The 12373-nt window shown below is 72.7% G+C and carries 15 protein-coding genes; 4 read left to right on the plus strand and 11 right to left on the minus strand.

Features of this window, described 5'->3' with window-relative positions; all coding sequences use genetic code 11:
• Nucleotides 1-109: 109 nt before the first annotated feature.
• The 10 genes from O7604_RS06015 to O7604_RS06060 all read right to left on the minus strand — a co-directional run bounded on the left by O7604_RS06015 (nucleotide 110) and on the right by O7604_RS06060 (nucleotide 7402).
• Nucleotides 110-724 carry a MarC family protein gene (locus tag O7604_RS06015; protein WP_281579077.1) on the minus strand — a complete coding sequence of 205 codons (615 nt, stop codon included), beginning with the start codon at nucleotides 722-724 and terminating at the stop codon, nucleotides 110-112.
• Between the two features lie 31 nt (nucleotides 725-755).
• On the minus strand, nucleotides 756-1622 hold the full coding sequence (locus tag O7604_RS06020) for a PHP domain-containing protein (protein WP_281579078.1): 867 nt from the start codon (nucleotides 1620-1622) through the stop codon (nucleotides 756-758).
• 10 nt (nucleotides 1623-1632) lie between these two features.
• Nucleotides 1633-2850: a hypothetical protein gene (locus O7604_RS06025; RefSeq protein ID WP_269702427.1), complete on the minus strand. Its 1218-nt coding sequence runs from the start codon at nucleotides 2848-2850 to the stop codon at nucleotides 1633-1635.
• Between the two features lie 56 nt (nucleotides 2851-2906).
• Nucleotides 2907-3620: a SigE family RNA polymerase sigma factor gene (locus O7604_RS06030; RefSeq protein ID WP_281579079.1), complete on the minus strand. Its 714-nt coding sequence runs from the start codon at nucleotides 3618-3620 to the stop codon at nucleotides 2907-2909.
• Between the two features lie 94 nt (nucleotides 3621-3714).
• Nucleotides 3715-4566, minus strand: coding sequence for a PH domain-containing protein (locus tag O7604_RS06035; protein ID WP_281579080.1), 852 nt, complete (start codon nucleotides 4564-4566; stop codon nucleotides 3715-3717).
• A 6-nt stretch (nucleotides 4567-4572) separates the two neighbouring features.
• Nucleotides 4573-4731 carry a hypothetical protein gene (locus O7604_RS06040; protein WP_013283898.1) on the minus strand — a complete coding sequence of 53 codons (159 nt, stop codon included), beginning with the start codon at nucleotides 4729-4731 and terminating at the stop codon, nucleotides 4573-4575.
• A gap of 118 nt (nucleotides 4732-4849) precedes the next feature.
• A complete protein-coding gene (locus O7604_RS06045; RefSeq protein ID WP_332367305.1) occupies nucleotides 4850-5548 on the minus strand; it encodes a DUF6758 family protein in 699 nt (232 codons plus the stop codon).
• Nucleotides 5549-5638: 90 nt separating this feature from the next.
• The gene (locus O7604_RS06050) at nucleotides 5639-6262 is read right to left on the minus strand and encodes an RNA methyltransferase (RefSeq protein WP_269702431.1); all 624 of its coding nucleotides are present in this window, start codon (nucleotides 6260-6262) and stop codon (nucleotides 5639-5641) included.
• A 35-nt stretch (nucleotides 6263-6297) separates the two neighbouring features.
• Nucleotides 6298-6789, minus strand: coding sequence for a hypothetical protein (locus tag O7604_RS06055; RefSeq protein ID WP_281579081.1), 492 nt, complete (start codon nucleotides 6787-6789; stop codon nucleotides 6298-6300).
• A gap of 97 nt (nucleotides 6790-6886) precedes the next feature.
• Entirely contained in the window at nucleotides 6887-7402 is a 516-nt protein-coding gene (locus tag O7604_RS06060; protein WP_013283894.1) for a MaoC family dehydratase, read from the minus strand.
• A 548-nt stretch (nucleotides 7403-7950) separates the two neighbouring features.
• Between O7604_RS06060 and trxA the strand changes: the two genes are divergently transcribed.
• The 3 genes from trxA (at nucleotide 7951) to O7604_RS06075 (ending at nucleotide 9787) form a co-directional block, all read left to right on the plus strand.
• Entirely contained in the window at nucleotides 7951-8313 is a 363-nt protein-coding gene (gene trxA / locus O7604_RS06065) for a thioredoxin (protein ID WP_269702434.1), read from the plus strand.
• A gap of 140 nt (nucleotides 8314-8453) precedes the next feature.
• A complete protein-coding gene (locus tag O7604_RS06070; protein WP_269702436.1) occupies nucleotides 8454-8894 on the plus strand; it encodes a hypothetical protein in 441 nt (146 codons plus the stop codon).
• Nucleotides 8891-9787 (plus strand): HTTM domain-containing protein, encoded by an 897-nt coding sequence (locus tag O7604_RS06075; protein ID WP_269702437.1) that lies wholly within the window; start codon nucleotides 8891-8893, stop codon nucleotides 9785-9787. The genes O7604_RS06070 and O7604_RS06075 overlap by 4 nt, the downstream gene beginning before the upstream one ends.
• 18 nt (nucleotides 9788-9805) lie before the next feature.
• Here the strand turns inward: O7604_RS06075 and O7604_RS06080 are convergent, their stop codons facing one another.
• The gene (locus O7604_RS06080) at nucleotides 9806-10225 is read right to left on the minus strand and encodes a DUF393 domain-containing protein (RefSeq protein ID WP_269702439.1); all 420 of its coding nucleotides are present in this window, start codon (nucleotides 10223-10225) and stop codon (nucleotides 9806-9808) included.
• 91 nt (nucleotides 10226-10316) lie between these two features.
• Between O7604_RS06080 and O7604_RS06085 the strand changes: the two genes are divergently transcribed.
• Nucleotides 10317-12350: an intein-containing Rv2578c family radical SAM protein gene (locus tag O7604_RS06085; protein WP_281579924.1), complete on the plus strand. Its 2034-nt coding sequence runs from the start codon at nucleotides 10317-10319 to the stop codon at nucleotides 12348-12350.
• Nucleotides 12351-12373 lie beyond the last annotated feature (23 nt).

A 12373-nucleotide genomic window follows, 5' to 3' on the forward strand; every position in this document is an offset into this window, starting at 1 on the left:
GCTGCTCGGACTGCTCGGTGCGGGGTCGGGGAGCCCGGGAGCCACTGGCTGCTGACTGTCGTCGCACCCGGCAATCCTGCCATCCGGGTATGACACCGGACGGACCCGCTCAGGCGTTGTTGAGGTACTGGGTCACGAAAGCGGCGATCGCGTCGGCGATGAGCTGCACGGCGATGGCGGCCAGCAGCAGACCGGCGATCCGGGTCAGCACCTCGATGCCGCCGGGACGCAGCACCTTGACGATGCCGCCGGAGAAGCGCAGTACCACCCAGACCGTCACCATCACGGCGACGATGGCGAGCCCGATGGCGAGGTAGTCGACGGCGCCGCCGGCCTGCTGCACGAACAGCATGGTGGCCACGATGGCGCCCGGCCCGGCCAGCAGCGGGGTGCCGAGCGGCACCAGCGCGATGTTCGAGGTGACCTGCTGGCTCGGATCGTCCGCCTTGCCGGTCAGCAGCTCCAGCGCGACCAGGATCAGCAGCAGCCCGCCCGCCGCTTGGAGGGCGGGCAGGTCGACGTGCAGGTACGCCAGGATCGTCTGCCCCGCCACCGCGAAGATCACGATGACCCCGAGCGCCAGCCCCACGGCCTGCCAGGCGGCCCGGTTCCGGTCACGCGCGGGCAGCGGCCCGGTCAGCGCGAGGAAGATGGGCATCATTCCGGGCGGGTCGACGATCACCAGCAGGGTCACGAAGACCTCGCCGAAGAGCTTGAGATCCACGCGGACACGGTAGCCGTGCCGTCGGATCGCTTCAGCTCGAAGCGACAGGGGTCACCCCGCGGGCCAGCGCGACGATCCGCTCGTACACCTCGGGCCCTGTGGTGTGCGCGCCGAGCCGGACGGTCTTGTGCGTGCCGTGGAAGTCGGAGGAGCCGGTGACCAGCAGTCCCAGGTCGGCGGCGAGCCGGCGGACGTGCGCCCGCTCGGCCGGGTCGTGGTCCTCGTGGTCGGCCTCCAGGCCGGCCAGGCCGGCCGCCGCCAGGTCCGCGACCAGCTCGTCCGGCACGATCCGGCCGCGCCTGCTGGCCTTCGGGTGGGCGAAGACGGGCACGCCGCCCGCCGCCCGCACCAGCGCCACCGCCTGGAACACCTCGATGTCGTCCTTCGGCAGCCGGTACCGCTCGCCGAGCCAGTCCGGCCCGAACGCCTCGGTGGTGGTGGCGACCAGGCCGGCCCGGATCAGCGCCTGCGCGATGTGCGGGCGGCCGACGGTGCCGCCGCCCGCGCCGGCCAGGATCTCCGTCCAGCTCACCGGGATGCCGTCGGCCTGGAGCAGCCGCACGATGCGCTCGCCGCGTTCCTCGCGGGCCCGGCGTACCCGGGCCAGTTCCGCGGCCAGTTCCGGCTCGTCCGGGTCGAACAGGTACGCGAGCAGGTGCAGCGGGAGGGCCGGCTCGGCGCCGAACCACCGGCAGGAGATCTCCGCGCCGCGGATCAGGGTGAGCCCGGGCGGCAGGGCGGCGACGGCGGGCGCCCAGCCCGCGGTGGTGTCGTGGTCGGTGAGTGCCACCACGTCGAGCCCGGCATCGGCGGCGGCCCGGACCAGCTCGGCGGGGGTCAGGGTGCCGTCGCTTGCGGTGGAGTGGGTGTGCAGGTCGATGCGGGCCGGGACGCTCACCCGCCCGACGCTACGCCCCGTCCGGCACCGTGGGGACGTCGGCCACCACCACCGGGCGGTCCTCCGGCGCCAGCCCTTCGACGCGCGAGGCCGTCGGCCGGTCACCGGCCAGCACCCGCTCGGGCTTGACCCGGACCAGCCCGCCGGTCGCGTCCACGTGCAACGCCACCCCGGCCCGGGTCCAGGACACGCCGCCGGCCAGCAGCGGGCCGGCCGGGTGGGTGACCGGGCTGGCCGGGTCGCGCAGGTCGACCAGGAGAGCGGTGCGCGACGTGCCGTTGGCGAGCAGCCACCGGCCGTCGAAGGAGACGGCGCCGAGCCCGTCGGTGGCCAGCTTCAGACCGCATCCGGTACGCACCGGGGCGAGGTCGCGTGCCGGGTCCAGCAGGGCCAGGCAGAGTTGCTCGTCCCGCCCGGCGGCGACCAGGCCGACCACCCGGCCGTCGGGTCGCGTGCCGTAGACGGTGCGGACGTCCGGGTTCACCGGGCCCGGCTGCCCGCCCAGCGCGCGGTCCCACACGCTCATCCCGCCGTCGCCCGGCTGCTGGATCAGCACGGCGTCGCCGGCGAATCCGACCGGCACGGCGCCCTCCGGCGCGGCGATCCGGACCGGCGCGATGAGCTGGCCGGCGACCACACCGGCCGCGATCAGGTCCGTGCCGTCCCGCCAGGCGACCTGGCGTCCGTCCGCGGAGACCGCCACCGCGTCCGCGGCGGCGAGCATCACCTGGGGCGTGGCGCCGCTGACCGGCACCCACCAGAGGGTACGGCCGGCGACGGTGGCCGCCGAGGTGAGCAGCCAGCCTTCCTGCTCGTGGATCCGCTGCGCCCGTTCGACGCCGCTCACACCGGTCAGCTGCCGCCGTTCGCCGCCGCTGGTGTCCAGCCGGTCACCGACGAGCAGGTCGAGTTCGGCGCGGACCGGCCCGAACCGGGTGATCGAGGACGGCCCGGCGGTGTCCGGGGACGGGTAGAGGACGGGCGGGTCGCCGAGCACCACAGTGGGCGTGCCGCCGTCGCCGCCCGACGCGCTGAACTGGGCCACTCCGGTCGTGATGAACACGGTGGCGACCCCGGCCAGGGCCAGGCCGGTGAGCGTACGCCGCCGGCCCGTGCGCCGTGCCCGGCGCAGGATCTCCCCGGCCGGGTCGACGGGCAGCGGGCGGGGCGTGGCGACGCGGCGGGACAGGGTCTCCCGCAGCGCCCGCTCCAGCTGGTCGTCGCTCACGGGGAATGGACGCTCCGGGCTGCCCGTCCGGTTGTCACTGTGCTGCCGGGTGCCGCTCATCGGCTCTCCGCCGCGATCGGGACTGCGGGACGGACCGGAGTCGCGGGCGGGGCCGGTCGCGGCACCCGGGCGGCGGGCCGCCGTGCCGGGGTACGGGCCGGCTCGCCGCCCCGGGCCGGCGGGACGGACCGGCCGGACGTGGCGGGCGCGGTCGGGGCGGCCGGGTTGGGCGTGGGCGCGTCGGCGGGCGTGGGCAGGCTCAGCGCCGCCTCGGAGCCGAGCCGGCGGCGCAGCGTGTTCAGCGCCCGGGAGGTCTGGCTCTTCACAGTGCCCGGGGAGATCTCCAGCAGGGCGGCGGTCTGCGCCTCGGACATGTCCTCGTAGAAGCGCAGCACCAGCACGGCCCGCTGCCGGGCCGGCAGCGCCTGGAGGTGCCGCCAGAGCGCGTCCCGGTCGAGTTGCTGCTCGATCTCGTCGACACCGGCCCGCTCCGGCAGCACCTCGGTGGGGCGCTCGCCGTGCCAGCGGCGCCGCCACCAGCTGGTGGACGTGTTGACCATGACCCGGCGGGCGTACGGCTCGATGGCGTCGATCCCGCCGAGCCGCTTCCAGGCCAGGTAGGTCTTCGTGAGCGCGGTCTGGAGCAGATCCTCGGCGGTGGCCCAGTCGCCGGCGAGCAGGTAGGCGGTGCGCAGCAGGGCGCCGGAGCGGGCCGCGACGAACTCGCGGAACTCCTCCTCCAGCGGATCTCTGCTCACCACCACACCCATTCTCCCCCCGTCCTGCCTGGCAGAATGCCACGGCCGGGCCGCCCGGGTCGATGGCGGAAGGTGTGCAGTTCATCCGATGTTCGGACGAAAAGTTTCAGGCTCCGTCGTCGGCCTTGGCCTCGTCGGCCTCCTTGCCCAACCGCGCCTCGACCGCCTGCGGCTCGTACATCTCCTCGACCACACGCAGGTAGAGCTCGTTCGGGTTGGGCAGGTTCTTGATCACCCGGAGCGCCTGTTCCTGGCCGGCCGACTCCAGCACGAACGTGCCGTAGTTGAGGGCACGGCCGGTCGGGCTCTGCTCGTACTTCATGTCGGTGACCCGGGTGAGCGGCATCATCGCGACCTGCCGGGTGATGATCCCGTTGACCACCATGACCCGCTTGTTGGTCAGGATGAACCGGTCGTACCACCAGTCGGCGACCTTCCAGGCGACCCAGCCCATCACGCCGAACCAGAGCAGCACGGCGACGGTGGTCAACGCGCCGACGTCCCGCCCGGCGAGGAAGCCGGACAGGTAGCCGAGCACGAACGTGGCCGCCACGCCGACGATGATCGGGGTGGTGAGGTGGATCCAGTGCCGCTTCCACTCGCCCCGGTAGCGCTCGGTGGGGAAGAGGTAACGCGCCACGAGTGAGCTGGGCTCGTCCTCCAGCGGCAGCACCCGGCGGGGTGCCATGCCGGTGGCGTCGGACCGCAGCCCGGCCAGCTCCTCCTCGGAGATCGGCTGGTCCGGGAAGCCGTCCGTATCGCGCGCCCAGGCCCGGCCGGACCGCCCCTCACCGGCATAGGCGCTGCCGTAGCCGGCGTCGTCCGCGTCCGCGTACGGGCCGGGGCCGTAACCGGCCGGGTCGTCCGGGTCGATCCGGGGGATCGGCTCGGTGTCGCGTTCCCGGCGTGCCCGGTCGGGGTCGTCCGGGTCGAAGGGTGGACCGGAGGGGCTTCCCATGGGCGGCTAGGCGACGAGGTTGGTGAAGAAGTCGCCGAAGCCCTGCGCGATGTCCATGATGCCGCCACCGAGAGACTTGAAGACGTCGGCGGCGGAGTTGGGCCGGTACGCAACAAAGAAGATCAAGAATGCGATGCCGGCCCAGGTGAGGACCTTCTTGACCATAGCGGGCCATCCTCTCGCGCGGCGCCGGGTCCGTTTACCGCAGCGGCACCCAGAGTATCAGCATGGTGTCTTACCGTGAATATCTGCGTCCGCTCCCCGACTCGCCGTGACGGGCCGGTCAGGCCCGCCCGTGCAGATACGGAGACGGTGCGCCGTACACGAGTTCGGGCGGTGTCCACTCGGTGAGGTCGTGCAGCACGACTTCTTCCGCGAGGAGGTGACCCGCACTCGCCGGCCAGGCTATCGCATGGAGCCACATTCCCCGAGCCTCGCCGGCGTACGCGCTTCGATCCGTTTCGGAGCGCACCAGCCACAGTGGAGTTGGGTGACCCCCCACCCGGATCTTCGCGTGCGGCAACCGCTCGGGATGACCAGGGCCGGGATCGGTGAGCGCCTCCTCCACCTGCGGGCCCGGATCGGGTCCGGGCAGTCCCGCGAAGCGGGATCCGAGACCGACGCCGGGCTCCTCGGCGACGAAGATCAGATCGGCTGGCCCACCGTCCAGGGGGGCCGGTCCGGCACACGCGACCAGGGTGGCCCGGACACCGCCGCGGTCGTCGCCCGCCCAGGCCACACCGGTGAGCGTCCAGCCCGGAGGCAGCGGCCACGGGCACCACAGCGGCATCCGGAGCCGACCGGCCGGGTCGGGGTCGGCGGCCATCCGCTCGACCACGCTGGCCATGATCTCGGCGCTGATGTGCTCCGGCACGTGCAGCGGCGCGATCGGCCCGCACCGCACGCACCGGTGATCGGCGTGCATCAGGTCCGGCTCGCGCACCGGGCCCGCGCACTTCGGACAACTCACCGCGACAGTCACACCCTCACCGTCGCCCCGGACCGGCGAGGCGTCAAGCGGGGCGGGCCGACGAGCGTGGGATTTCCATCCGGTGGTGGAACCACGCCGAGTTCAGTCGGGCGGCGGGCCGGCGTACGACCGGATCCAGGCGTGCATCGCGATGCCGCTGGCCACGCCCGCGTTGATGGAGCGGGTCGAGCCGTACTGGGCGATGGAGAACAGCGCGTCACAGGCCGAGCGGGCCACCGGCGACAGCCCCGGCCCCTCCTGCCCGAACAGGAGCACGCAGCGGCGCGGCAGCACCGCCGTCTCCATCGGCCGGGAGCCGGGCAGGTTGTCGATGCCGACCACCGGCAGCCGCTCGTCGCGCGCCCACGCGACGAACTCCTCGATCGTGGCGTGGTGCCGGACGTGCTGGTAGCGGTCGGTCACCATGGCGCCCCGCCGGTTCCACCGCCGCCGTCCGACGATGTGTACCTCGGCGGCGAGGAAGGCGTTGGCGTTGCGGACCACGGTGCCGATATTGAAATCGTGCTGCCAGTTCTCGATCGCCACGTGGAAGTCGTGCCGGCGCCGGTCCAGGTCGGCCACCACCGCCTCGCGCCGCCAGTAGCGGTAGCGGTCCACCACGTTGCGCCGGTCCCCGGTCGCGAGCAGCTCCGGGTCGTAGCGCGGGTCGTCCGGCGGGTCACCGGGCCACGGCCCCACACCCACGTCGAGCTGGTCGTCGGTCACGGTCTGCAGAGGGTACGGCCCGGCGGCGTCATCGGTCAGCGCAGGTCGAGCGCGCCGCCCAGCCGGTCGAGGAAACGCGTGTCGGCGGGACTCGGCACGGTCTCCCCGGTCCGGCACACCCGGGCGGCGACCGACTCCACCCACTGCCGGTAGGCCGCCGAGTCGGCCGGATCGGCGCGGCGGCGCAGCACCCGTACCGCGGCCCTGGCGGCGGCCAGCAGGTCGACCAGGTCGGTCAGGCGCTCGTCCCGCTCGGCGGCGCCGTCGTGGCGGGCGTAGATCGCGGCCACCACCGCGCGGACGAGATCGCTGTCGAAGGCCCGCCCGGCGGCCACCGCGTCCAGCCCGGCCAGGCCGGCGGCGACGCCGCGCGGCGGACGACCGGGACCGGCTGAGGCGGCGGCGACGAGGACGCGGCCCGGCAGGTCGGTCAGCAGGTCCCACTCCGCCGCGGAGTAGGCGGCGGTGGTGAGCGGCGCGGCGCGGCGGCCGGCGGAAGGCGGCTCTCCGGCTACGGAGTGGCTCATCGGCAACCTCCAGCCCGAGCATAAGCCCCCGGACGAGGTCCGGGCCCCGTCCCCGCCGAACGGAGAACGAGGCCCGGTGAGCCGGGGAGACGCGAGGTCAGCGCGGCTCGGGGAAGCTGGGACGCTCCGGGTCGACGCCGTCCGGTACGGCGGCGGCCGCGTACTCCTTCTTGGGGACCATGACCTTGCGGCGGAACACGCAGACGAGCGTGCCGTCCTGGTTGTAGCCGCGGGTCTCGACCGCCACCACGCCACGGTCGGGCTTCGAGGCCGACTCCCGCTTGTCCAGCACCGTCGTCTCGCCGTAGATGGTGTCGCCGTGGAAGGTCGGCGCGACATGGCGCAGCGACTCGATCTCCAGGTTGGCGATCGCCTTGCCGCTGACGTCCGGTACGGACATGCCCAGCAGCAGCGAGTAGATGTAGTTGCCGACCACCACGTTGCGCTTGAACTGCGAGGCGGACTCGGCGTAGTGCGCGTCCATGTGCAGCGGGTGGTGGTTCATGGTGAGCAGGCAGAAGAGGTGGTCGTCGTACTCGGTGACCGTCTTGCCCGGCCAGTGCCGGTAGACCGCGCCGACCTCGAACTCCTCGTAGTAGCGGCCGAACTGCATCCTTGTCCCCTTCACGGGCGGCGATGGAGTTCGGCACAGCATGCCTTATCGCTTGTTAAGGCGAGGAGCGGGGCGTTCGCCCGGCGGAAATGTCACACCGGGGGTCCACCGAGGTCCGGACGCAATGAGCGGCGGGGCCCTCCCCGGCACCCGCCGCCCACGCTCTGATGCGAAGAATTCTGCCGTACGACCACCCGCCGCCGACAGAGACGGAGGTCACATTTATCTTTTCGTAACACTACTCAGTGTAATCGACGCGAGGTCGGTAAGCGATCTCCGCAGGCTGGATAGATGCTCGTCAAGGCCAAAGTTACCGATACGTAGCCGCAACTGAGCGTGATCTCCTTGGAAACGCTCCCATCACGTCCCGTCACGCAAGTGCGGTGTGCATTTGCGTTCCGCACGGGCCGAGGGAACAGATGGTGTTCGATGTGCCCAGGGTCACCATCCGGGCGCTCAGCGTTTCGTCACCCGCACGGCGGGAATTCGGACGGACCGACCCTGGTTCCACCGGACGTACGACAATCCGCGGTGATCGGAGAGAGCAAATGGCAACGGTTGAGCTGACCACGGCCAACTTTGACGAGGTGACCGGGCGCGACGGGATCGTCCTGCTCGACTTCTGGGCGGACTGGTGCGGCCCGTGCAAGCGCTTCGCCCCGGTCTACGAGCGCTCCTCGGAGAAGCACCCGGACATCGCCTTCGGCAAGGTCGACACCGAGGCGCAGCAGGAGCTGGCGGTGAAGTTCAACATCAGCTCCATCCCGACGATCATGGCAATCCGTGACGGCGTGATCGTCTTCGCCCAGCCGGGCGCGCTGCCGGAGTCGGCGCTGGAGAACCTCATCGAGCAGGTCCAGGCGCTGGACATGGACGACGTCCGCAAGAAGCTGGCCGAGCACAACCACTGACGTTCCACACGCCGCCGGCCGATCCCACCCGGGACCGGCCGGCGGCGTTCTCGCGCCTGCCGGACCGGCGGGACGGACAGTGAGGAATGGCCGACTGAGGGACACTTTCGGCCGCTTCACTCCCGTATCGTCACCACGCGATGGAGACCTTGACCGCCCGCGGGCGCGCGGTCCGAGTAGGGGTCACCCTGCTCGGCCTGGCGCTGCTGCTCCTGGGCACCGTGCGCGGCACCGACGACGACTTCCCGTTCGGGCCGTTCCGGATGTACTCCACCTCCGACCCACCGAACGCGCCCGCCCCGGACACCCGGGTCGAGGGCGTGGACCGCACCGGCGCGGTGGTCCCGCTCGGCCAGGAGGCCACCGGCATCCGCCGCGCCGAGATCGAGGGCCAGCAGGGCCGGTACGCCGCCGACCCGAGCCTGCTGCGGACCGTCGCCGACGCGTACGCCGAACGCCACCCCGGCGCCCCCGACCTGGTCGAGGTGCGCATCGTCATCCGCTGGTTCGACATCCAGGGCGGCCGCCCGACCGGCAAGTGGACCGACGAGACAGCCGTGCGCTGGGAGACCGGCGGATGACCGCCTGGCTGACCGAGGCGGTCCCGCGCGGCCGGATCGCCGCCTTCCGCACCCTGGTCTACCTCTTCGTCGCCGCCGACCTGGTGATCTTCACCCCCTGGGTACGCACCCGGGTCGACGTACCCGGCGACCTCTACCAGCCGCTGCTCGTCGGGCGGCTGCTCCCGCTGCCCACCCCCACCCCCGCCCTGGTCGGCGTGGTGTTCTGGGCGCTGCTGGTCACCGCGCTGCTCGCCGCCACCGGCCGGGCGCACCGGCTGCTCGGCTGGACGGTCTTCGCGCTGTACTTCGAGTGGATGATCGTGGCGATGAGCTACGGCAAGGTCGACCACGACCGGTTCGCGCTCCTGGTGGCGCTGGCCGTGCTGCCCACCGCCGGCCGCGCCCGGCACGGCGATCCGACCCGTACCGAGGCTGGCGGCTGGGCGCTACGGGTCACCCAGATCTCGGTCATCTGCACGTACTTCCTCGCTGCCTGGGCCAAGTTCCGCTTCGGCGGATGGGACTGGGCGAACGGCTCGGTGCTGGCCCGGGCGATCATCCGGCGCGGCACCGACCTCGCCGACCTGATCGCGCAGGTGCCGCACCTGCTGATCGTGGCGCAGTTCGGCATCCTCGCGTTCGAGTTGCTCAGCCCGCTGGTGTTCGTGCTGCCGTCGCGGTGGCGGACGACGACCGTCGGCTTCTTCTACTCGTTCCACCTGGTGACCATCGCGACGATCACCATCTCGTTCGCGCCGCACCTGGTGGCGATGACCAGTTTCCTGGCGCTGGAGAAGGTCCGCCCGGTGGTGTTCGTCAGGCGCCTGCTCGGCCGCCCGCCGCCCGCCGCGCCCACGTCGCCGGCGACGGCACCGCTCTCTTCCGCGCCGGCCCCGTCCTCAACCGCCTGAGCACCGGCACGCAGCCGCTCAGGCGGTCGGCCCCGGACGGCCGGTCGGCCCGTACAGCCGTTCCCGGGCCTCCTGGGGCAACGCGCAGGCGGCGGTGCCGCCCGGCATGCGGTGCCGGTTGCGGGCCACCCAGCGGTACGCGGGCCAGGCCGCCGCGCGGACCGGCGGGAGGCGCAGCCCGGCCCCGGCGAACCGCCAGAGCGGCCCGCTGTCGCCGAGCAGCCGGGCGATGGCGTCCGGCCCGGCGGCGCGGGAGCCGTCGGCGCCCACCCACTGGACCGCCTCCTCGCACTCGGCCTCCGTCAGGCCCAGCGCCGCCAGGTCGGCGAACTGCCACGGCACCACCCGGGCGCCGGTCGGGATGCGACGCTCGATGAACTGCGCGCAACTGGTGCAGAAGGCGCAGTCGCCGTCGTAGACGAAGGTCGACGTCTTCATGCCACCATCCTGCACCCGTCCCGGGCGCGGCGGCGCGCGGTGTCCGGAGCGTCACTTGCGCTTTGTTCGTACACATGTTCGAATGAGGTCCATGCGCTGGGACAACCTCTCCGCTCCCCCGGACGAGGGGACTCCCGATCGGGCGGCGCCGGCGGCTCCACCCCTGCCGCTGGCGCTGCCCGGCGCCGTCACCCGCACCTTCGACACGCCGGACTTCGCCGGCATGACCTTCTACGAGGTCCACGCCAAGTCGATCATCAACCGGGTGCCCGGCGAGTCACGGGTGCCGTTCGAGTGGACGATCAACCCCTACCGAGGTTGCTCGCACGCCTGCGTCTACTGCCTGGGCGGCGACACCCCGATCCTGATGGCCGACGGCCGCACCAAGGCGATCAGCGAGCTGGAGCCCGGCGACCGCATCTACGGCACCGCGCGGCGCGGCGCCTACCGCCACTACGTCGTCACCACCGTGCTCGACAAGTGGTCCACTGTGAAGCGGGCCCACCGGGTCACGCTGGCCGACGGCACCACGCTCGTCGCCAGCGGCGACCACCGGTTCCTGACCGAACGCGGCTGGAAGCACGTCACCGGCACCATGCGCGGCGGCGGGCGCCGTCCCCACCTGACCACCCGCAACCGTCTGCTGGGCACCGGCCGGTTCGCGGTGGCGCCGAAGCGCTCGGCCGACTACCGCATGGGTTACCTGCACGCCCTGATCCGCGACGACGACCGGGCCGGCGCCCGGTTCCGGCTGGCCACCGCCGAGTCCGAGGCGCTGGACCGGGCCGAGCGCTACCTGACCGACGCGGGGGTCACCGTCGAGCGGGCCACCGTCGCCCGGGTCGGCCGCCGGGCGACGACCACTGTGGTACGCACAGCCGGCCCGGCCGAGGTGGTCACCGGGTTGTTCGAGCCACCCGACGAGACGACTGACCTCTGGGCGCTCGGCTACCTGGCCGGCATGTTCGACGCCACCGGGACGTGCCACCGGGGCGTGTTCCGGATCGGCGTCGCCGACGACGAGAGCCAGGCCCGCGCCGCCGGGGCGCTGGACCGTTTCGGTTTCACGTGGGCGCTCGACGTGCCGGGTGCACGGGGCGCGGCGCGTCAGCTCCGGCTGACCGGCGGGCTGCCCGAGCGGCTGCGCTTCTTCCACCTCACCGACCCGGCCGTCACGGCCCGGCGCTCGATCGAGGGCATGGCGCTCAAGTGCGCGGCGCGACTCCAGGTGACCGCCGTCGAGGATCTCGGCCTCGACCTTCCGCTGTGGGACATCACCACGGGCACCGGCGACTTCATCGCCAACGGCGTGGTCAGCCACAACTGCTTCGCCCGCAATACACACACCTATCTCGACCTCGACCCGGGCGCGGACTTCGACCGCAAGGTGATCGTCAAGGTCAACGCAGGCGAGCTGGTCCGCCGTGAGCTGGCCGCCCCACGCTGGCGCGGCGCGCATGTCGCCATGGGCACCAACGTGGACTGTTACCAGCGGGCCGAGGGCCGCTACCGCCTGATGCCGCCGATCATCGAGGCGCTGCGCGACTTCGCGAACCCGTTCTCCATCCTGACCAAGGGCACCCTGCTGCTGCGCGACCTGCCGCTGTTGCGTCAGGCGGCCGAGGTGACACGGGTCGGGCTGTCGTACTCGGTGGGGTTCGTGGACGAGACACTCTGGCGTGCGGCCGAGCCGGGTACGCCGAGTCCGCGCCGCCGCCTGGACGCGGTCCGCCGGCTCACCGACGCCGGATTCTCCGTCGGCGTGCTGATGGCGCCGATCCTGCCCGGTCTCAGCGACGACGAGGAGTCGATCGACGCCACGGTCGCGGCCGTCGCCGCCTCCGGAGCGGCGAGCGTGACGCCGCTGCCGCTGCACCTGCGGCCCGGCGCCCGTGAGTGGTACGCGCGCTGGCTGGCCCGGGAGTTCCCCCACCTGGTCCCCCGCTACCGGCAGCTCTACCAGGCCGGCTCGTACGCGCCGCAGGCGTACCAGCGGGAGGTGACAGCGCGGGTACGGATGGCGGCACGCCGGCACGGGCTGCACCGGGGCGAGAGCGGCGACAATCGCCGGCTACCGGAGACGCCGCCGCCCGCCCCGGCCGCGGAACAGCTCTCCCTGCTCTAGCGGGGAGAACCCGCACCGGCGAG

The sequence above is a fragment of the Micromonospora sp. WMMA1947 genome (assembly GCF_027497355.1).
Taxonomy (GTDB): domain Bacteria; phylum Actinomycetota; class Actinomycetes; order Mycobacteriales; family Micromonosporaceae; genus Micromonospora.